The organism is Pseudomonas sp. S3_E10, assembly GCF_054667615.1.
The window spans coordinates 926,750-947,216 of sequence record NZ_CP162743.1; the positions used below are offsets into that span (position 1 = coordinate 926,750).

16 protein-coding genes, 6 tRNA genes and 1 pseudogene are annotated in these 20,467 nt (G+C 60.1%); 8 read left to right on the forward strand and 15 right to left on the reverse strand.

All coding sequences use genetic code 11. The annotated features are described in order from the left end of the window. Window positions 1-86: 86 nt before the first annotated feature. From AB4N98_RS03925 to AB4N98_RS03940, 4 genes are all read right to left on the reverse strand, one after another. The gene (locus tag AB4N98_RS03925) at window positions 87-866 is read right to left on the reverse strand and encodes an ABC transporter permease (RefSeq protein WP_017529785.1); all 780 of its coding nucleotides are present in this window, start codon (window positions 864-866) and stop codon (window positions 87-89) included. Continuing rightward, the gene (locus AB4N98_RS03930; protein WP_017529784.1) at window positions 863-1,795 is read right to left on the reverse strand and encodes an ABC transporter ATP-binding protein; all 933 of its coding nucleotides are present in this window, start codon (window positions 1,793-1,795) and stop codon (window positions 863-865) included. Before AB4N98_RS03930 ends, AB4N98_RS03925 begins: the two co-directional genes overlap by 4 nt. A gap of 135 nt (window positions 1,796-1,930) precedes the next feature. Next, on the reverse strand, window positions 1,931-2,548 hold the full coding sequence (locus AB4N98_RS03935) for a glutathione S-transferase family protein (protein ID WP_017529783.1): 618 nt from the start codon (window positions 2,546-2,548) through the stop codon (window positions 1,931-1,933). Window positions 2,549-2,603: 55 nt separating this feature from the next. Next, window positions 2,604-3,263, reverse strand: a complete 660-nt coding sequence (locus AB4N98_RS03940) for a transglutaminase-like domain-containing protein (RefSeq protein ID WP_017529782.1) — start codon at window positions 3,261-3,263, stop codon at window positions 2,604-2,606. Window positions 3,264-3,452: 189 nt separating this feature from the next. On the opposite strand from AB4N98_RS03940, the gene AB4N98_RS03945 reads away from it, so the two are divergent. Beyond that, window positions 3,453-5,900 (forward strand): acyl-CoA dehydrogenase, encoded by a 2,448-nt coding sequence (locus AB4N98_RS03945; RefSeq protein WP_460149263.1) that lies wholly within the window; start codon window positions 3,453-3,455, stop codon window positions 5,898-5,900. A gap of 75 nt (window positions 5,901-5,975) precedes the next feature. Continuing rightward, a complete protein-coding gene (locus AB4N98_RS03950; protein ID WP_065876924.1) occupies window positions 5,976-6,383 on the forward strand; it encodes a PA2817 family protein in 408 nt (135 codons plus the stop codon). 62 nt (window positions 6,384-6,445) lie between these two features. Here the strand turns inward: AB4N98_RS03950 and AB4N98_RS03955 are convergent, their stop codons facing one another. After that, window positions 6,446-7,378, reverse strand: a complete 933-nt coding sequence (locus tag AB4N98_RS03955) for a LysR family transcriptional regulator (RefSeq protein ID WP_065876923.1) — start codon at window positions 7,376-7,378, stop codon at window positions 6,446-6,448. A gap of 88 nt (window positions 7,379-7,466) precedes the next feature. On the opposite strand from AB4N98_RS03955, the gene AB4N98_RS03960 reads away from it, so the two are divergent. From AB4N98_RS03960 to AB4N98_RS03970, 3 genes are all read left to right on the forward strand, one after another. Then, window positions 7,467-8,093, forward strand: a complete 627-nt coding sequence (locus AB4N98_RS03960; RefSeq protein WP_017529778.1) for an alanyl-tRNA editing protein — start codon at window positions 7,467-7,469, stop codon at window positions 8,091-8,093. Between the two features lie 125 nt (window positions 8,094-8,218). Next, a complete protein-coding gene (locus AB4N98_RS03965; RefSeq protein WP_135196745.1) occupies window positions 8,219-9,958 on the forward strand; it encodes a dipeptidase in 1,740 nt (579 codons plus the stop codon). Between the two features lie 208 nt (window positions 9,959-10,166). Continuing rightward, window positions 10,167-11,906, forward strand: coding sequence for a dipeptidase (locus AB4N98_RS03970; RefSeq protein WP_460149264.1), 1,740 nt, complete (start codon window positions 10,167-10,169; stop codon window positions 11,904-11,906). Between the two features lie 70 nt (window positions 11,907-11,976). Here the strand turns inward: AB4N98_RS03970 and AB4N98_RS03975 are convergent. The 6 genes from AB4N98_RS03975 to AB4N98_RS04000 form a co-directional block, all read right to left on the reverse strand. After that, window positions 11,977-12,052, reverse strand: a tRNA-Gly gene (locus AB4N98_RS03975). A gap of 3 nt (window positions 12,053-12,055) precedes the next feature. Then, window positions 12,056-12,131: transfer RNA gene (locus AB4N98_RS03980), tRNA-Glu, on the reverse strand. Window positions 12,132-12,236: 105 nt separating this feature from the next. Then, window positions 12,237-12,312 (reverse strand) — tRNA-Gly (locus tag AB4N98_RS03985). Between the two features lie 3 nt (window positions 12,313-12,315). Beyond that, window positions 12,316-12,391 (reverse strand) — tRNA-Glu (locus tag AB4N98_RS03990). A gap of 105 nt (window positions 12,392-12,496) precedes the next feature. Next, window positions 12,497-12,572: transfer RNA gene (locus AB4N98_RS03995), tRNA-Gly, on the reverse strand. Between the two features lie 3 nt (window positions 12,573-12,575). Then, window positions 12,576-12,651: transfer RNA gene (locus AB4N98_RS04000), tRNA-Glu, on the reverse strand. Between the two features lie 358 nt (window positions 12,652-13,009). Here AB4N98_RS04000 and AB4N98_RS04005 point away from each other — a divergent pair. After that, the gene (locus tag AB4N98_RS04005; RefSeq protein WP_026067464.1) at window positions 13,010-13,780 is read left to right on the forward strand and encodes a hypothetical protein; all 771 of its coding nucleotides are present in this window, start codon (window positions 13,010-13,012) and stop codon (window positions 13,778-13,780) included. Between the two features lie 120 nt (window positions 13,781-13,900). After that, entirely contained in the window at window positions 13,901-14,713 is an 813-nt protein-coding gene (locus AB4N98_RS04010) for an alpha/beta fold hydrolase (RefSeq protein ID WP_017530383.1), read from the forward strand. A gap of 36 nt (window positions 14,714-14,749) precedes the next feature. Here AB4N98_RS04010 and AB4N98_RS04015 read toward each other — a convergent pair whose 3' ends face one another. The 4 genes and pseudogenes from AB4N98_RS04015 to AB4N98_RS04030 form a co-directional block, all read right to left on the reverse strand. Next, window positions 14,750-15,667, reverse strand: a complete 918-nt coding sequence (locus AB4N98_RS04015) for a methyl-accepting chemotaxis protein (RefSeq protein WP_460149534.1) — start codon at window positions 15,665-15,667, stop codon at window positions 14,750-14,752. Beyond that, window positions 15,656-16,750 (reverse strand): annotated as a pseudogene (locus tag AB4N98_RS04020) (HAMP domain-containing protein); the annotation flags it as partial. The pseudogene AB4N98_RS04020 and the gene AB4N98_RS04015, both read right to left, overlap by 12 nt. An 81-nt stretch (window positions 16,751-16,831) precedes the next feature. Further along, window positions 16,832-18,244, reverse strand: coding sequence for an aminotransferase-like domain-containing protein (locus AB4N98_RS04025; protein WP_017530385.1), 1,413 nt, complete (start codon window positions 18,242-18,244; stop codon window positions 16,832-16,834). 201 nt (window positions 18,245-18,445) lie between these two features. Beyond that, the gene (locus AB4N98_RS04030) at window positions 18,446-19,207 is read right to left on the reverse strand and encodes an SDR family oxidoreductase (protein ID WP_017530386.1); all 762 of its coding nucleotides are present in this window, start codon (window positions 19,205-19,207) and stop codon (window positions 18,446-18,448) included. 226 nt (window positions 19,208-19,433) lie between these two features. On the opposite strand from AB4N98_RS04030, the gene AB4N98_RS04035 reads away from it, so the two are divergent. After that, window positions 19,434-20,441 (forward strand): NADP-dependent oxidoreductase, encoded by a 1,008-nt coding sequence (locus AB4N98_RS04035; protein ID WP_017530387.1) that lies wholly within the window; start codon window positions 19,434-19,436, stop codon window positions 20,439-20,441. Window positions 20,442-20,467 lie beyond the last annotated feature (26 nt).

The window sequence follows — 20,467 nt, forward strand, 5'->3', positions numbered from 1 at the left end:
TGTAACAGTCCACATAGTTTTGACTGCGCCACCGCTATCGGGATGTAAGCCCCCTCCCACATTTTTTACCGCGTTCAGATCAGTACTTACGTACGCATCCCACGCCCACTCACCAACAACCGCGCGCAACCGATATACAACACCACGGTGGCCACGATCATGAAGGTGATCGCCACGCTGATCTTGATATCCGACACACCCAGGATGCCGTAGCGGAAGGCGTTGACCATGTGCAGCACCGGGTTGGCCAGTGACACGGTCTGCCAGAACGGTGGCAGCAAGGTGATGGAATAGAACACGCCGCCCAGGTAGGTCAGCGGCGTCAGCACGAAGGTTGGGATGATCGAAATATCATCGAAGTTGCGTGCAAACACGGCGTTGATAAACCCCAGCAGCGAGAAGATCGTCGCCGTGAGCACCACCACCAGAATCGTCACCCCGAGGTGATGCACTTGCAGCTGCGTGAAGAACAGTGACAACAGCGTCACGATCACCCCGACCATCAAACCGCGCAGCACGCCACCCAAGGTGTAGCCGATCAGAATGGTGTGCGGCGACACCGGCGACACCATCAATTCTTCGATGGAGCGCTGGAACTTGCTGCCGAAGAAACTCGACACCACGTTGCCGTAGGAGTTGGTGATCACTGACATCATGATCAGGCCCGGCACGATGTACTCCATGTAGGTGAAACCACCCATGTCGCCGATCTGCCGACCGATCAGGTTACCGAAGATCACGAAATACAGGACCATGGTGATCGCCGGCGGCAGCAACGTCTGCGGCCAGATCCGGGTAAAGCGCTTCACTTCGCGGTAGACGATGGTTTGCAGCGCAACGAGGTTAGGTTGCAGTTCGGAACTCATACCGCCACCTTCGTCAGATTTTTCTCCACCAGGGACACGAACAACTCCTCAAGGCGATTGGTTTTGTTACGCAGGCTCAGCACTTCGATGTTCTGGGTTGCCAACTGCGTGAACAGCGCGGTAATGCCCATGGCTTTGTCGACCTGGACTTCCAGGGTGTGGCTGTCCACCAGGCGGCTCGGGTAGCCGAGCAGTTGCGGCGGCACCGACAGATTGTTCTTCAGGTCGAGCAGGAAGGTTTCCACATGCAACTGGCCCAGCAGGTTACGCATGCTGGTGTTCTCGACGATGGTGCCGTGGTCGATGATGCCGATATTGCGGCACAGCTGCTCAGCCTCTTCCAGGTAATGGGTGGTGAGGATGATGGTGATGCCCTTCTCGTTCAGCTCGGTGAGGAAGGTCCACATCGAGCGACGCAGCTCGATGTCCACGCCGGCGGTGGGCTCATCGAGGATCAGCAGGCGCGGTTCGTGCACCAGTGCGCGGGCGATCATCAAGCGGCGTTTCATACCACCGGACAGCGAGCGCGAAGGCACATCGCGCTTGTCCCACAGGCCCAGTTGGGTCAGGTATTGCTCGGCGCGCTCCTTGGCGACTTTCATCGGAATGCCGTAGTAACCGGCCTGGGTCACGACGATGTCGAAGGTCTTTTCGAACTGGTTGAAGTTGAATTCCTGGGGCACCACGCCGATAGAGCGCTTGAGCGCCGCCGGGGATTTATCCAGGTCATGACCGAAAATATTCACCGTGCCGCTGGTCTTGTTCACCAGGGTCGAGAGGATACCGATGGTGGTGGATTTACCTGCGCCGTTGGGGCCGAGCAAGGCGAAGAAGTCACCTTCGGCGACGTCCAGATCGATACCACTCAGGGCCTGGAAACCGTTGCCGTAGGTTTTGGTTAGCTGCCGGATGGACAGAGCGGAACTCATATCGGAATACGCACCAAAGAAGGGAATAGAAAGAATAGATGAGGGCGCACCGCAGGTAGTTCAACCCGCGGCGCATGGCGAGCATGGTGCGTGCCCGCGTCGCACAAGTACAGTCACCTGTATTAATAGTCAGTATTAAGTCAACACGGTCATGACCGCTTTGCGATACGCCGGCCGCTGCTGCAGGCGTTGGTACCAGGCCTCTAGATGGGGCATTGCAGGACGTTCGATGGGCATTTCGAACCAGGCGTAAATGAAACAGCCCAAGGGGATGTCCCCCATGCCGAAAGCGTCGCCGGACAGGTAAGGCTGCCCGGCGAGGGCCTGCTCGACCGTCTGGAGCGCATCAATGCAGGCTTGGCGTCCTGCGTGGATGGCGTGCCAGTCCTGTTTTTCTGCGGGGGTACGCAATACCCCCCAGAACACGATCTTGAAGGGCTCGGCCAGGGTCGAGGTGGTCCAGTCCATCCACTTTTCGGCATTGGCACGGGCTTGCAGGTCGCTTGGGTAAAACGCCGACGCGTGCTTGGCGCAGAGGTAACGCACAATGGTGTTGGACTCCCACAACGCAAAGTCGCCGTCCTGAATCATCGGCACCCGGCCATTGGGGTTCAGCGCCCGGTACTGCGGGGTATCGACCACACCAAAAGCCCCGCCCGCATCAATTGCCTCATAGTCCAGGCCGAGCTCCTCGGCGCACCACAGTGCTTTCCTGACATTGGATGAATTTTTACGACCCCAGATCTTCAGCATGACCGCGCCTTATTGTGGTGAACATGGCTTGATGAACGCAGCAGCATACGCCGGTTCACCCACGGCTTAAATCGCTCTGCAAGTCGCCCAGCAGGCTCGGCATGTGTTCGGCAAACAGGTGCGGGTAACATTTCTGAATATGAGCGAAGAACATTTCTTCGGGCACATCGGCAAATTGCCCATGGTCCAGCACGTACTCCATCGAACGCTGGCCTTGGCGATTGAACGCATGGAACACGCTGTCGTTAACCCCATCGAATTCCAGCGGCGGCACATCGAATAGCTCACACAATTGCTGATTGAACGCCGGCGTGGCCTTGACCCAGCCACCGTCCAGGTACAGCTCGGTGTAACCGTGCATGGCGAACACATCACTCTTGAGCAACGCGAGCAGACGCGGGGTCGACAGGTGATTACGCACATCCGCCAGGCCGATGCGCGCGGGGATACCGCAATGGCGGGCGCAGGCGGCGAGCAAGGTGGCCTTGGGCACACAGTAGCTCTCGCGGGTAGCCAGGGCGAAGCTGGCGTTCAACGTGCCGGGGTCGCGGCTGAAGGTGTAGGGGTTGTAGCGCACAGCCTCGCGTACGGCGAGATAGAGACTGACTGCCTGGTCACGTAAATTCGCATGGGTTCCGCGGTTTTTTTCGGCGAACTCCACCACCGCAGGGTGGTCACTATCGATGAAGCGGCTGGGACTCAGGTACGTTTCCATGAGCTTTATCTCCAAAGGAAGCCTGAAGTCTAACGACCGGCCTGCCGCAGAGATAACGACGATTCGGCCAAATGTCGGCGCCTGCTGATCGTTGCCTCCCGTACAACTCGTTACACCCCGACCACCGCGCTTTCTAGGATGCCGACTAAGCTCCTTGGTGGTTTCGCCCTGGTTCACGGAGGATTGAATATGCTGTTGTTGTGGATACTGGTTCTGGTGGTCGGCGTTGCTTACCTGGCGCACCGCCGCACGGCGCCCCTGCCCGCCTTGGGCGTGGTTGCCGTTTACTTGTTGGCGATGGGGGCCTGGAGCCATGCACCGGATTGGCTGCTGCTGATCTTCTGGGTGTTGATCGCCATCGTCGCCGCGCCCTTGTTGCTGCCCGACCTGCGCCGCCAATACTTCACCAAACCACTGTTCAGTTGGTTTCAGAAAGTCCTGCCGCCGATGTCCGAAACCGAGCGCGACGCCATCGACGCCGGCACCGTGTGGTGGGACGGCGAGCTGTTCAGCGGTCGCCCCGACTGGGACAAATTGCTGGCCTACCCCAAGGCCCGATTGACCGAAGAAGAACAGGCCTTCATCGACGGCCCCACCGAAGAACTCTGCGCCATGGTCAGCGACTGGGAAATCGGCCAGGCCATGGACCTGCCGCCCGCCGCCTGGGAGCACATCAAGACCCACGGTTTCTTTGCCCTGATCATCCCCAAGGAATACGGCGGCAAGGGCTTCTCCGCCTACGCCCACTCCCAGGTCGCGATGAAGCTGGCCACACGCAGCGGCGACCTGGCGTCCACTGTGATGGTGCCCAACTCCCTCGGCCCGGCCGAACTGTTGCTGCATTACGGCACCGATGAGCAACGCAACCACTACCTGCCGCGCCTTGCGCGTGGCGACGACATCCCGTGTTTCGCCCTCACCGGCCCGCTGGCGGGCTCCGACGCAGGCGCCATGCCCGACACCGGCGTGATCTGCAAAGGTGAATGGGAAGGCCAGGAAACCCTGGGCCTGCGCCTGAACTGGGAAAAACGCTACATCACCCTCGGCCCGGTCGCGACCTTGCTCGGGCTCGCCTTCAAGGCCTATGACCCGGACCACCTGCTGGGTGAAGAAGAAGACCTGGGCATCAGCCTCGCGTTGATTCCTACCGATACCCCTGGCGTGGAAATCGGCCGTCGCCACCTGCCGCTCGGCGCCGCCTTCATGAACGGCCCCAACTCCGGCAAGGATGTGTTCATCCCCCTGGACTACCTCATCGGCGGCCAGGAAATGCTCGGCAAGGGCTGGATGATGCTGATGAATTGCCTGTCGGTAGGCCGTTCAATTTCCCTGCCGGCGGTCGGCACCGGCGCGGCCAAGTTCACCAGCCTGGTGACCGGCCAATATGCTCAGGTGCGCGAGCAGTTCAATGTGCCGCTGTCGGCTTTCGAAGGAATCCAGGAAGCCCTGGCGCGTATCGGCGGTAACGCCTGGCTGATGGACAGCGCCCGCATGCTCACCGCCAACGCCGTCGACCTGGGCGAGAAACCCTCAGTGCTGTCGGCGATCCTCAAATACCACCTCACCGAGCGCGGCCGCGAGTGCATCAGCCACGCCATGGACGTGCACGGCGGCAAGGGCATCATCATGGGCCCGAACAACTACCTGGGCCGCAGCTGGCAAGGCGCGCCCATTTTCATCACGGTGGAAGGCGCGAATATCCTCTCGCGCAACCTGATGATCTTCGGCCAGGGCGCCATCCGCTGCCATCCGTTCGTGCTCAAGGAAATGGCCCTGGCCGGTCGTGAAGACCACGACCAGGCGCTGAAAGAGTTCGATGGCCTGCTGATGCAGCATATTGGTTTTGCCGTGGGCAACGCTGCCAGCACCCTGGTACTGAATCTCGGCGTTGGGCATTTCGAGAAAGCCCCCGGCAACCGCTTGAGCCAAGGCTATTTCCGTGCACTCAATCGCCAGGCCGCCGCGTTCGCCCTGCTCGCCGACTTGAGCATGATGCTGCTGGGCGGCGAGCTGAAACGCCGCGAACGCCTGTCGGCACGCTTGGGCGATGTGCTGAGCCACATGTACCTGGCGTCGGCGGCGCTCAAGCGTTATTACGACCTGGATTCGCCCGACCATCTGGAACCGCTGTTTGCCTGGGCCATGGAAGAAAGCCTTGGCGAATCGGAACGCGCACTGGATGAACTGCTGAGCAACTTCCCGAACAAGGTGCTCGGCTGCCTGCTGCGGGTGATCGTGTTCCCGTTCGGCCGTCGCCACACCGGGCCGTCGGATGCACTGGATGCCCAAGTGGCTGCGGTGATCGGCCGCGCCAAAGGCGACCCGACCCTGGAAGAATTGCTGGCCGGCTGCTACCGCCCGCAATCGGCGGACGATCCGGTAGGCGCGCTGCAACAGGCTTACGATCTGCTCGGCGCCAGCCATCCGCTGCAGAAAAAACTCCACACCGCGCTGAAAAGCGGCCAGGTCAAACCGGCCGCCGGCGAGCATGCCATTGACGCCGCGCTGCACGCCGGCGTGCTGCAACCGGCCGAAGCGCAGGCCCTGCGTGACGCCGAAGCGGCGCGACGCAAGGTGATCGACGTGGATGATTTCAGCAAGGAAGAACTGAGCCAGGCAGAGGGCAAAACCCGCTGAGTCGAGCGGTCATATAAATACGGGCGCTTGAGCTATATACTCTCGCGCCCGTTTTTGCTTTAGAGGACTTATCTCGTGTCCAACGTCGTTGCCGATCATCTCGTCTTGCTCGACCACCTGCGCAGCATCCTGGTTGCCGTCGGCGAAGCCGAACAGGTGCCCGAGGAAAGCCACACCCTGTTCCTGGAGCGCTTTGACGAATTGCGCGCTCTGCTGCCCATCGACCCGATCGAGAGCCAGTACCTGGGCCAAGACCTGATGAGCCAGGTCATCCTGCGCTACCCGCAAATTGCCCACCTGGTGCCGCGCGACCTGCTGTGGTTCTTTGGCGGCGATTGCCTGCACTTTATGCCCGACGAAGAACTGGACCTGTACCAGGCCCTGGAAGAGCGTCGCTATGAAGCCGAACAGAACGACGAACCGTTCGATTGGAACCAGGAAAAGCAGTTGATGGCGATGCCCCAGGATCAGAGCAAGCACTGATCTGGAGAATGCTGAATTCCAGTCTGTGTGCGAGCACGCCCGCACACATTTCCATTGCGTTTCTACCGTCGACGCAATGTCGGCTCCTTCGCCATGCACTCCACCAGATAGTCGATAAACACCCGCAACTTCGGCGGCAGGTAGCGCGTGGGCGAATGCAGCAACCATGCGTCGCCATGGTAGGACGCAATAAAATCCCACCCTGGCAACACCTGGACCAATCGCCCCTCCTCCAGCGCATGACGCGCCGTAAAGTACGGCAGGCTAGCGATACCCACATGCTGCAACACCGCATCCAGCCGCACGCCGGTGTGATTCGCCACATAGCGCCCGCGCACGCCGACGGTGACGGCCTTGCCGCCCTGACGAAATTTCCAGCGTGAGTCAGCCGGGGTTTCGCCAAGGTAAATGCAACTGTGCTGCAGCAAATCATGGGGATGCGCCGGCGTGCCGTGTTCGGCCAGATAGTGCGGCGTCGCGCAGAGCAAATGCTCGATCGGCAACAACTGTCGCCCCACCAGCCCCGGCGGCGGGCTGTCGGTAATGCGGATGCTCAGGTCGACGTTATCGTCGATCAGGTCCACATGCCGGTCTTCTAGGATTAACTGCACATCCACCTTGGGATAGCGCCGCAGGAACGCCGGCATATGCGGATGCACCACAAACCGCCCCACCGCCTTGGGCACGCTGACCCGCACCAGGCCCTCGGCTTCATGAGTGAACTGGCCACTGACCTCCATTACCGAGCGCGCCGCACTGACCATCTCCTTGCAGCGCTTGAAGACTTCTTCACCGCCTTCGCTCAGGCGCAATTTGCGCGTGGTGCGTTGCAGCAAGCGCGTGGCCAGGGCCTTCTCCAGGCGCGAAATACTGCGGCTCACCGCCGACGGCGAAACGCTCAACTGTCGCGCCGCTTCGGAGAAGCTGCCGGTTTCCACCACTTTGACGAAAATTGCCATTTCGCCCAGTAGCGGCAAAGGAAGATTGATGCTCATGACGCATAGGTCCATTGATAATTGCGCGGATTATCACTCATCGGCGCACTATTTATACTGCCCACAGAACCCTGATGCGGATGTAGAAATGACCGAGCGCCTGTTTTTCACCCATGACCACCTGACCGCCGAACTTGAAGTGATCAGTTGCATACCCCGCGAGGGCCAGTTTGCGGTGATCCTGCGGTCGACGATTTTTCACCCGCAGGGCGGCGGCCAGCCCTTCGACACCGGCCAGCTCGGCGAAAGCAACGTACTGCGCGTGGCCCTTGAGGCCGATTGCGTGGTGCATTACCTCGACCAACCCGTGGCGCCCGGGCCAATCACCGTGCGCGTCGATGCACAACGCCGCGCCCTGCATAGCCGCCTGCATTCGGCCGGGCACTTGATCGGCAACGCTGGTGAAACCCTGGGCTGGAAGCCGATCAAGGCGCACCACTGGCCAGGTGAAGGCAAAATCACCTTTATCCGCGGCGAGGCCGCTCAAGCGATGAATGCCGAAGTGATTCAACAGCAAGTCAACCAATGGATCGCGGCGGACTTCCCACGCCATACGGCCCTGGAAGACGGCACCCGTGAAGTGGGCTTCGGTGAATTGCCCGTCTATGCCTGCGGCGGTACCCACGTGCAAACGCTCAGCGAATTGGGCCAAGTGACGATCCTGGCCTTATCAGAGAAAAAGGGCGCACTGTCGGTGCGTTACACCCTCGATTGAGGGGTGTGGCCATACCCTGGCCAGCCTTGACCATGGCCACCCGAGTAGTGGTAGTGTGTAGAAATGTTTCTGACAGATCGATCAGAAACGCCCTACTCCCACCTTGCAAAGGAATGCTTTCAACAATGCACTTTCCACTCAAGCAATTGGCGGCGGCCACCCTGTTCGCGGCTGGCCTTTCGTTAGTGACCTCGCCCGCCTTCGCTAATATCACGCCGTCACAAAGTACGGCGATTCTCAAACAGTTCAACGAAACGTCCGTCACCGATTTTCGTGGTTTCCTCGGCACCCTGGCCAAGGGCGACCTGGGCAAAACCGATGACGTGGGCCCGGCGATCGGCGCCTTCCTCGATAACCAAACCTTGAGCGCCGACCAGCAAAACGAGATCAACCGCCTGCTGGGCATTTATACGCGGGTGAAATACGGCAAGGCAGCCCTGGAAACCCTGCGCGAGCTGGTGGAAATTCCGACGTTCAATGTGGACGGCGTGCCGCAATACCAAAACCCGGAGTTCCTCAAGATCGCCGACAAGATCCAGGCCCTGGCCAAGACCTTCAACCTGGACTTCCGCAACGTCGATAACCGCGTGTACGAAATCTCGCTGGGAGGCAGCGGCGACGAAGTGGTCGGCATTCACGCACACGCCGACGTAGTGCCGGTGACGCCGGAAAACTGGGTGCTCAAGGACGGCACCAAACTCGACCCGTTCAAGGTCACGTTGATCGGCGACCGCATGTACGGTCGCGGCACCGAGGACGACAAGAACGGCATCGTGGTAGCGATGTACGCGATGAAGGTGATCAAAGAAGAAAAGCTGCCGCTGGCGCGCCACTTCAAGCTGCTGGTGGACACCACCGAGGAGACCTCCGGCGACGCGATCCCTTATTACTTTGAACACAACCCCACACCGCAATACAACCTGGCGCTGGATGGCGGCTACCCGGTGGTGATTGCCGAGAAGGGGTATGGCACCGTCATGGCCACGTTCCCGCGTCGCACGGGCGAAGGCAAAGGTGCAGAAATCGTCGCAATGACGGGCGGCATGGCGACCAACCAGATTCCGTCGGCCTCGGTCGCCACCTTTATCAGCGACACGCCTGCGCAATTGGCGGCCAGCCTGCAAACGGCCGGCACCGAATACGCCAAGCGCAACGGGGGCGACTTCGAGGTCACCGCCAAGGTCGATGGCAAGGACGTCAAACTGACCGTCACCGGTGTGTCGGCCCACTCCTCCGAGCCGGAATCCGGTATCAACCCGGTGGCGCGCATGCTGGAGCTGATCCACAGCGTCGACGGCAAGATCGCCCTCAAGCACAACCACATCACCGACGCTGCGCGGTATGCGTCCGATAACTGGGGCCTGGATTATCTGGGCGGTAAATTGGGCGTGGGTTTCTCCGATGAATTCATGGGGCCATTGACCACCTCACTGACCTTTGTCGGCCTGGATGACAACACTTTCAAGCTGGCGGTGAACCTGCGGGTGCCGAAGGGCAAGTCCCCGGAGAAACTCAAGGCCCAGATCGCCGAGAAGCTGAGCGCCTGGGACAAGCAGACCAAGGTCAACGTGAACTTCACTTACTCGGTCGCCGAGCCGATGTTCCGCAACCCGGAAGGTGAATGGGTGAAGGCCTTGCTCGCGGTAGCCAGTGAAAACCTGGGCATGGAACACAGGTTCGGCACCTCGGCCGGCGCAACCTCGGTGCATGAGCTGCCGAACGGCGTGCAATTCGGCCTGGCGCGGCCGGAGGTGAAGTACACCGGGCATACCGACAATGAGTTCAAGACGGTCGAGCAGTTCTTGCTGGACCTGCAGATCGTCACGGAAATGATGGGGCGTGTGGGGCAGTTGCCGAAACTCTGAAACCTCTGCTCTCACCCATATGAAAACGCCGCTCCCCCTCAGAGCGGCGTTCTTGTCTGGGCAGAACATGCGTAGGAAACCTCCTGTTTTGCTCGACCTCAGCCCCTATGAGTCTTTCAGGCTGCTGTTCGACACCACTTTCCATGGCATTGGGTGCTAGTTTCGACAGGCCTCTCCAACTACCTACGCAGATAGGAGTGCCATAATAATGAACAACCCACTCAAAGCACTGCTCGCCGCCACTGCGCTCGCCGGCAGCCTTTCAACATTCTCCCTGCCCACATACGCCAACATTACCCAGCAGCAGAGTTCAGTCATTCTCTCGACTTTCAGTGAGACATCGTTCACCGATTTTCGTGAGTTCCTGAGACGCCTGGGCACCAGCAGCCTCGCCGTCAGCCAAACACTCGCACCGGCAATCAATGCCTTCCTCGATGCCAAGGACCTTACCAACGAGCAGCAAAACCAGCTTCATCGACTGCTTGGCTTGTATGCACGACTCAAATACCGTGATGCAGCCATCGATACCCTGGGTGAACTGGTGGCCATCCCAACCTTCCGCGTGGAAGGCGTCGCTCAGCATGAAAATCCCGAGTTCCTTCGGTTCGCCTACACCCTCGAACGCATTGCCCGATCGTTCAACCTGACATTTCGCAACGTCGACAACCGCGTATATGAAATATCCTTGGGCGATAGCGGCAACGAGGTCGTGGGAATCCATGCGCATGCCGACGTGGTACCAGCCAATCCAGAGGACTGGGTGCTTGAAGACGGCACACGCCTCGATCCATTCCAGGTTACTCAGGTAGGTAACCGCCTGTATGGCCGAGGCACGGAGGATGACAAAAACGGGATCGTCGTGGCGCTATATGCAATGAAAGTCATCAAGGAAGAACAACTGCCGCAGGTACGCAGTTTCAAACTACTGGTGGATACCACCGAGGAGATCGCCGGCGATGCGATCGCCTACTACTTTTCACGCAACCCAACCCCCAACTACAACATCGCACTCGATGGCGGCTATCCCGTGGTGATCGCCGAGAAGGGCTACGGCACGCTAGTTACCCATTTCCCCCGGCGCGACGCACAGGGCAAGGGCGCCGAAATCACCTCCGTGACGGGAGGACTTGCCGCGAACCAGATCCCGCGGACGGCCGTCGCGACTTTTGCCGATGACAACCCGGCACAATTGGCGGCCGTCCTGCAAAAGACTGGCGCCGACTATGCCAAGGGCAATGGCGGCGACTTCGAGGTGACCGCCGAGGTCGTCGGCAAGGACGTCAAGCTAACGGTTACGGGGGTTGCGGCCCATTCCTCGGAACCCGAGTCAGGTGTAAACCCCGTCGCCAGGATATTGGGCCTGATCCACGAGTTGGCGGGAAAAATCGCCCTCAAGCGCAACCACATCACTGACGCAGCGCGCTACGCCACCGACAACTGGGGCCTGGATTATCTGGGCAACAAACTGGGGATTGGCTTTACCGATGCATTCATGGGGCCACTGACCACCTCCTTGACCTATATCGGTATGGACGAAAGAGCTTTCACCGTGACGGTCAATCTGCGAGTGCCGAAGGGCAGGGCCACAGAAGTACTCAAAACCGATATCGATGAAAAGCTGCAAGCCTGGAGCCAACAGACCGGGGTGGCGATGACCATCGATTGCTCGATTGCCGAGCCGATGCACCGCAACCCCGAGGGTGAATGGGTCAAAGCATTGCTGGCCGTGGCCACCGAGAACCTTGGCATGGAGCCCAAGTTCGGCGCGTCCGCAGCCGCTACATCGGTCCATGACCTGCCCAACGGCGTGCAATTCGGCCTTGCCAGACTCGATACCAAATATACCGGCCACACCAACGGTGAATTCAAGACAGTCGACCAGTTCCTCCTGGATTTGCAGAACGTGACCGAGATGATGGGGCGAATCGGGCAAATGCCCAAGCTCTGACGACGAGGTCTTTATAAATCAAGCACAAACAAAAACGCCGATCATCACTGATCGGCGTTTTTGTTGAATATGGAGCGGGAAACGAGACTCGAACTCGCGACCCCGACCTTGGCAAGGTCGTGCTCTACCAACTGAGCTATTCCCGCAAATGGCGTCCCCTAGGGGACTCGAACCCCTGTTACCGCCGTGAAAGGGCGGTGTCCTAGGCCACTAGACGAAGGGGACACGCTACTGAAACACATGGTGTGTATCTCAGTGCCCAGAGGCCTCGCCCGAAGACGCGGCCCTGGTTTCACTCAATGTCGCCCAAAGGCAACACTGCTTAAAATTTGGAGCGGGAAACGAGACTCGAACTCGCGACCCCGACCTTGGCAAGGTCGTGCTCTACCAACTGAGCTATTCCCGCAAATGGCGTCCCCTAGGGGACTCGAACCCCTGTTACCGCCGTGAAAGGGCGGTGTCCTAGGCCACTAGACGAAGGGGACACGCTACTGAAACACATGGTGTGTATCTCAGTGCCCAGAGGCTTCGCCCGAAGACGTGGCCCTGGTTTCACTCAATGCCGCCCAAAGGCAACACTGCTTAAAAATTGGAGCGGGAAACGAGACTCGAACTCGCGACCCCGACCTTGGCAAGGTCGTGCTCTACCAACTGAGCTATTCCCGCATATGGCGTCCCCTAGGGGACTCGAACCCCTGTTACCGCCGTGAAAGGGCGGTGTCCTAGGCCACTAGACGAAGGGGACACACGTACAACATTCACTACTCAACGCGTTTTGCTGTGTGCTTTACGCTTTAAGTGGCGCGCATTCTATGGATGGATTGGTAGATCGTCAACCCCCAAGGATAAATTTATTAAAATCAATGACTTCGCCTGCGCTTGCAGGCTTTCATGGGCATTCTGCCCGTCCAGGCCTTGGCGCCTATATTCTGGCGCACGACAAGACGTTATAGTTCGCTCAAGCAAATGATGGCAATGTGCATCCATGCAGGGAGCGCGTACCTATATAGAAGAAACTACCTGGGCAATTGGTCGATCAGTCCTATCCGATAGCTGGCCCAGTCACTACACTCCACTGTAAACCCTATAAAGAGGTCACACCGGTGACACCACTCATGATCACCCTGCTGGTAATAGCCGGGATCGCAATACTGATCGCCATTGGCTACATGAACCACGTGGTGGAAAACAACAAGCTGGAAAAACAACGCACCGTGATCGAGCTCAACGATCGCATGCGTCGTTGCGGTGAAATCACCGAGACGTTCCCTGGCCAATTCATGACCCCGGCGCTCAAACTGTTGTTGACCCGCCTGGAGCTCAACGTCAACCAGCGCCTGTTAAACCTCAACAAGACCAGCGCAGCTCACAAGGCGCGCATCACCGAGTTGAGCGCGCTGGTGGCCCAGGGCGAGTCCATTCCGGTAAACAACCCACCCACGCCGATCCAGACCGAAGCCAAGGCCAAGGACGTACGCTTTTTGCTCGAAGCCCTGCATGGCCAGGTCACTCGCGCCGCCCAGGACGGTTTCCTGCCGGCAAACGAAGCCAAGCACTGGATCAAGGAAATTCGCCATATCCTGGTGCTGCTGCACATCGAGTTCTTCAATAACCTCGGCCAGCACGCCTTGCAGCAGGGTCAGCCGGGCCAGGCGCGCCTGGCCTTCGAGCGCGGCGCGCAATACCTGCGCAAGCAACCGGAGCCTGTGCTCTATAGCGCGCAGCTGCAGCAGCTGGAAGCCCAACTGGCGCGTACCAACGCTACCGTGCTGGCCAACAGCCAACAGACGATAGAAGAAGCCAGCGAATTGACCGAGGGCATGAAAGAGGTCGAGGCCGACGCCGAGTGGAAAAAGAAAGTCATCTACGACTGACCAAGCCTCCCCTCGTGGTGAGCCCTGCTCACCACGAGATGCCATCACTTTGCACCTATCCCCTTGCCCAAGACTCGCGTAAAAACATGCCCCTCACTCCGTGAAGTTAGAGGTCGTGCCATGCCTTTCGCCGTGATTGATGGACAACCGCTGCACTATATCGACCAGGGCACAGGCCCCGTGGTCCTGCTGGGGTCAAGCTACCTGTGGGACCGCCATATGTGGGCACCGCAGATCGAGGCCCTGTCGCAACAGTACCGCGTCATCGTTCCCGAGCTGTGGGGGCATGGCGAATCGGGCCCGCTGCCCACGCACACCCACTCCCTCGACGACCTTGCGCGCCAGGCCCTGGCGCTGCTGGATCAGTTGGACATCGCGCAAATCAACCTGGTTGGCCTTTCGGTGGGGGGCATGTGGGGCGCGCGTCTCGCATTCTTGGCGCCCGAGCGCATCAACAGCCTGGTGCTGATGGACACCCACCTCGGGGCCGAACCCGAAGCCACGCGCCAATACTACTTCTCGCTGTTCAAGATGATCGAAGACGCCGGCGCCATTCCTGAGCCGTTGCTGGATGTGATTGCCCCCATCTTCTTTCGCCCGGGTATAGACCGCGAGTCGGCGCTGTATCAGGATTTTCGCTCGTCGCTGCAAGGCTTCCCACGGCAACGCCTGCTGGACAGTATCGTGCCATTGGGCCGCCTGATCTTCAGTCGCGAGGATGTACTCAAGCAACTGCCGAGCCTGGACCGCGACACCACATTGGTGATGTGCGGCGAGCAGGACAAGCCGCGCCCCCCGCACGAGTCCGAGGAAATGGCCGAACTGATCGGCTGTACCCTGACATTGATTCCAGACGCCGGGCATATCAGCGCACGGGAAAACCCGGACTTCGTCAACGAAGCCCTGCTGACCTTCCTCGCCAACCACGCCTGACCACCCTCGCCTTTGCTCACCGCTCCCCGGCGGCGATCAGAGGCGGAAGTGCCCCACCATCCCCTTGAGCTGCGCCCCCAACTGCGCCAGTTGGATGCTGGACGCGGCGTTACCCTGCATGCTCAACGCCGACTGATCGGCGCTGGCACGGATACTGGTGACACTGCGGTTGATCTCTTCGGCCACCGAGCTTTGCTCTTCGGCCGCGGCGGCGATCTGCTGGTTCATCTGTTGAATCAATGACACCGCCGCCGCGATGCTGCCCAAGGCACTTTCTGTTTCCAGGGCATCACTGACCGCCAACTTCACCAGTTCGCCACTTTGCTGGATCTGTTGCACCGACGACTGCGCCGCGCTGCGCAAGGTGCTGACCAGCCTCTCGATTTCTTCGGTCGATTGCTGAGTCCGCTTGGCCAGCGCCCGGACCTCATCGGCGACCACGGCAAAGCCACGGCCTTGCTCACCTGCACGGGCGGCCTCGATGGCTGCGTTCAAGGCCAGCAGGTTAGTCTGCTCGGCCACGCTCTTGATGACGCTCAACACCGTGCCGATGTTCTGGATTTCGGCGCTGAGGCTTTGGATGCTGGCACTGGCACTGGTGCTCGAATTGGCCAACAACTCGATGCGCTGCAAACTCTGGCGGACCACTTGTTGGCCGCTGTCAACCTTGTCGTCCGCCGTCTGCGCGGCTTGCGCGGCCTCTTCGGCATTGCGCGCCACGTCGTGCACGGTAGCGGTCATCTGGTTCATCGCCGTGGCCACTTGCTCGGTTTCTTCCTTCTGGCTGCTGACCTCGACATTGGTCTGCTCGGTGACGCTGGACAACGAATGCGCCGAGCTGGCCAATTGCTCAATGCCAGCTTGCAGCCCACTGACCATATCGCTCAAGCCGTTCCCCATCTGTTGCATCGCCTGCATCAACTGCCCGATTTCATCCCGGCGGCTGACCTCCATGCGCCCACTCAGATCACCGGCTGCGATTTGCTGCGCCACCGCGATCACACTGCGCAGCGGCGCGACGATCAGGCGCGTAATCACCCAGGCCGCAATCAACCCCACCAGCAACGCCAACGCCGACGACCCGATGATCAACATCGCGCTTTTCTTCAGTTGTGCCCGCATCGACACATCTTCAGCGTCATAGGCCTGGTTGACCCGGCTGACCACTTGGTCGGCCCGATCATGCAACTGTTTGTAGACGACCTTTTCCTGCGCCAGCAGGCCGGTGTATTCGCCCAGTTTCTCGCTGAAGGCGGCGATATGCCCCGAGACTTCGCCGAGTACCGTCTGGTAGCCAGGGTCCTTGACCGCGGTTTTCAGCTGTTCCACCTGAGCCAGGGCTTGATCGGCCTGCTCGATCTTGCCTTGCTCGGCGTCATCCGCATCGACCCTGCGGCTCTGGTCCAGGCGCACGTGGGCTTCGTTCATGGCCTGCAGCATCAAACGCGAGACCTGACTGACCTGGCCGGCCTGCTCGATAAACTCGGCGCCCTCCTTGCCTTGGCTTTCCTTGAGACCATAGGCGCCGTCGTCCGCCAGCCCGGCCTGCAACACGTCGAGGTTATTGGCCACACTGGACACCGACCAACTGGCCATTTCCAGGGCCAGGTCCTTGGTCTGGGTCAGTTCGACAAACTCGTCGAACGCCTTGCGGTAGGCGGCCAGAGCCTGCTCTACATCCGTCATCACCGGCACATTCGCCGCAGACTGGGCCTTGAGGCTGGCCGCCTGCGCGGCCAGGGCATCGATACTTTCATGCAAGGCATCGACCGCCTTGGGGTCGGCATGCAATGCATAGTCCTGCTCGATCAAGCGCACCTTGAACAAACCGCTGTTGAGCGACGACATGGCCTTGAGGTCTTCGAAACGCTGACCAACGGTTTGCAATGACCACACGCCGATAGCCGCTACCAAGGCCGTCAGCAGCAGCACCAGAGTGAATCCAAGAGCCAGTTTTTTCGCCATACCGAGGTTGGCGAAACGTCGTTGCACGCCCGAAATCATTGCACGTGATCCTCTTGCAATGGCAGATGCCATCAAGCCCGATTGACAAGACACGAGATTCGCAACGACCAGGCCATCAACACAAGGCGTCGGCGCCACAATAATGGCAAAAAGCTACACGATCGTCGTTTTCAGGATGGTCGAGGTCGATCTGGCAGGTGCCATGGCACGGAACAAGGCCAAGGCCCGCTGATCAGCAGCATAGGCCACATTTATACGCAGCCACTCACTGTGTTCACCGGTCGGGCTGAACAGCGCCCCAGGCGACAGCAGCACCCCCAGCCGTCGGGCACAGGCTTGTAGCCGCGACAGCTCACTCTCGGCCGGTCGCGCCCATAACAACATGCCGCCGGCGGGCACGGCGAACACCTCCCATTCTTCGTCCTCCAGCACTTGCAACGTGGCGGTCATTTCCGTGCGCAGCCGCTTGCGCAAGCGCTGCACCCACTTGCGGTACGTACCATTGGCCAGCAGCGCGGCGACCACTGCTTCGGCAAACCGCGAAGTGCCGAAACCGGTCAACGTCTTGAGGCTGACCAACTGCGCGATGATCGCCGCGCTGGCACAGAGGTAGCCCACGCGCAACGCGCTGCTCAGGGTCTTGGAAAAACTTGCGATGTAGATCACGCGATCGCCATGGGGCAGCGCCGAAAGCCGTGTGCAGCTGGCGTGCTGCAGATCCCCGTAGACGTCTTCTTCAATGATCAGGAAGTTGTCGCGATGGGCCAGCTCCAGCAAGCGCTCGGCCACCGCCCGACCGAGGCTGGTCCCGGTGGGGTTGTGATACAGGCTGTGAATGAACAGGCATTTGGGGCGATGCTGCTGCAACAGCGTTTCCAGCGCCGGCAGGTCCGGGCCGCCTCGGGTGCGCGGCACTTCCAGCAGGTGCACGCCCTGGAACGCCAATTGCCGATAGAGGTTGCCATACCCCGGCGTTTCCACCACCACGCTGTCACCGGCCCGAAGTAACGTGCGTATCAACAGGTCCTGGGCATGGCTGGCGCCTGCGGTCGTGAGGATGCGATCAAGGCTGGTGGCGATGTGAACCCGGGTAAGGTGCTTGAGCAGTTGCTCGCGCAGCACGGGCAAACCCAACGGGGTGCTGTAGTTGAACAGGCCCGCCGTGTCGGAGCGGGTGACTTCACGAATGGCATAACTGATGTCATCGCTTTCATGCCAGGTATCCGGCAGCCAGCCGCAGCCGAGTTTAAGCTCGCCCACGGGGTTATCGGCAAACGCCCCCCAATCGCGCTCCGCGCCCTCATACCAGTGGCCCTCGTGCGAGACAGGCGGCTGGGCCACCACAAACCCCGAGCCCTGCCTCGGTGCCAGCAACCCTTGAGCGACCATCCGCTCGAAGGCCTCGATGACGCTGGATTGGCTAAGCAGGTTATCCAGGGCCACCTGCCGGATGGACGGCAGGCGCGTGCCGGGACTCACCCCGTCCTTGCGGATCCATTGCGCCACCGCGCTGACGATTTGCTGCACCACCGGTACAAGGGCTTGTCGATCGATCCCTAAATCCATGAGCCACTCACTTCAACTGTCTGATTTCAACCCGAAGAGTTAAGCACAGAAGCCCGTAGTGGCCGGCGGCAAAAATCTATTAAATTATTGATTTTATTAGCTTATTTACCTAATGATACACATTCGATCACAGCGTTTTGCCAGCTTTGGAAAAGCCCCACAGCACCCCAGACTTTTTCGAATAGGGTGCGGCGCAAGGTCCTAGATCGCCGTCGCGCCACCGTCGACCGCCAGGGCGTGGCCGGTGGTGAACGCAGCGCCATCGCTGCACAGGTACAACACGGCGCTGGCGATTTCCTCGACTTTGCCGATCCGCCCAACCGGGTGCATGGCCGCAGCGAATTCGGCCTTGCGGGGGTCGGCCTCATAGGCGCGGCGGAACATATCGGTGTCGATCACCGCCGGGCACACCGCGTTGACGCGGACTTTCTTCTTCGCATACTCGATGGCCGCCGACTTGGTCAGGCCGATCACGGCGTGTTTGGAAGCCGCATAAATGCTCATTTTCGGCGCCGCGCCCAAGCCCGCCACCGATGCGGTATTGACGATGGCACCGCCGCCCTGGGCCAGCAGCAACGGCAACTGATACTTCATGCACAGCCACACCCCCTTGACGTTGACGCCCATGATGGCGTCGAACTCATCCAGGCTGCCGTCCGCCAGCTTGCCTTTCTCGATCTCGATCCCGGCGTTATTGAAGGCGTAGTCAAGACGGCCATAGGCGTTGACGGTTTGCGCCATCAGTTGTTGCACGTCCGCCTCCAGCGTGACGTTGCAGCGCACGAACAGCGCCTCACCGCCAGCTTGCCGGATCAACGCCACAGTGCCCTCGCCGCCCGCCACATCCAGGTCGGCAACCACGACCTTCAAACCTTCTGCGGCGAACGCCAGCGCGGTGGCGCGGCCAATACCGGCGGCGGCGCCGGTCACCAGGGCGACCTGGCCGGAAAACGTCATGCTCATGGGAATGTCCTGTGGAAGAAATAGCGGTGGCGCGAGTCTAGCCAACGCCGGGACTTGCACGTCAGCACTATCAAACGGCCGGTTAGCGCTGCATGAGTGCGGGTGATAAGCCTCCAGGGCCGACTATCAATGACACCTATCGACAAGCATTCGCCCCCAGCACGAACCTTGCCCGCAGGCCCTGGAAGGTCTATCACTCATGCTTCATTTCTAAAGAGCCGCTGCCATGACCGCCCAGACCAATCGCCAATTCCTGCTCGCCAAACGCCCGGTCGGCGCAGCCACCCGGGACACCTTCACCTACCAGGAAGTGCCGGTGGGCACGCCGGCGGACGGGCAAGTGTTGGTACACAACGAATACCTGTCCCTCGACCCGGCCATGCGCGGCTGGATGAATGAGGGCAAGTCCTACATTCCGCCCGTCGGTATCGGCGAAGTCATGCGCGCGTTGGGCGTGGGTAAAGTAATTGCGTCGAACCACCCCAACTTCGCCGTCGGGGACTACGTGAACGGTGCCCTGGGCGTGCAGGATTACTTCGTCGGCGAACCGCGGGGTTTCTATAAGGTTGATCCGTCACTGGCGCCTCTGCCCCGCTACCTGTCCGCGTTGGGCATGACTGGCATGACCGCCTACTTTGCCCTGCTGGACACCGGCGCGCCCAAAGCCGGCGAAACCGTGGTGATCTCCGGCGCGGCCGGCGCGGTGGGCAGCATTGCCGGGCAAATCGCCAAACTCAAGGGCTGCCGCGTGATCGGCATTGCCGGCGGTGCCGACAAGTGCAAGTTCCTGGTGGATGAACTGGGCTTCGACGCCGCCATCGACTACAAGAACGAAGACGTACCCGCCGCCCTCAAACGTGAATGCCCCAAAGGCGTGGATGTGTATTTCGATAACGTCGGCGGCGACATTCTCGACGCGGTGCTCAGCCGCCTGGCGCTGAAGGCACGGGTGGTGATTTGCGGCGCCATCAGCCAGTACAACAACAAGGAAGCCGTGAAAGGCCCGGCCAATTACTTGGCACTGCTGGTCAATCGCGCGCGCATGGAAGGCTTTGTGGTGATGGATCATGCGGCGAACTTTGCCGCTGCCGGGCAGGAGATGGCCGGTTGGATGGCCCAGGGCAAGCTCAAGAGCAAAGAAGACATCGTAGACGGGCTGGAGACCTTCCCGGAGACGCTGATGAAGCTATTCAACGGCGAGAACTTCGGCAAGTTGGTACTCAAGGTCAACTGAACCACCCTGGAACCTCTCAACAGGGG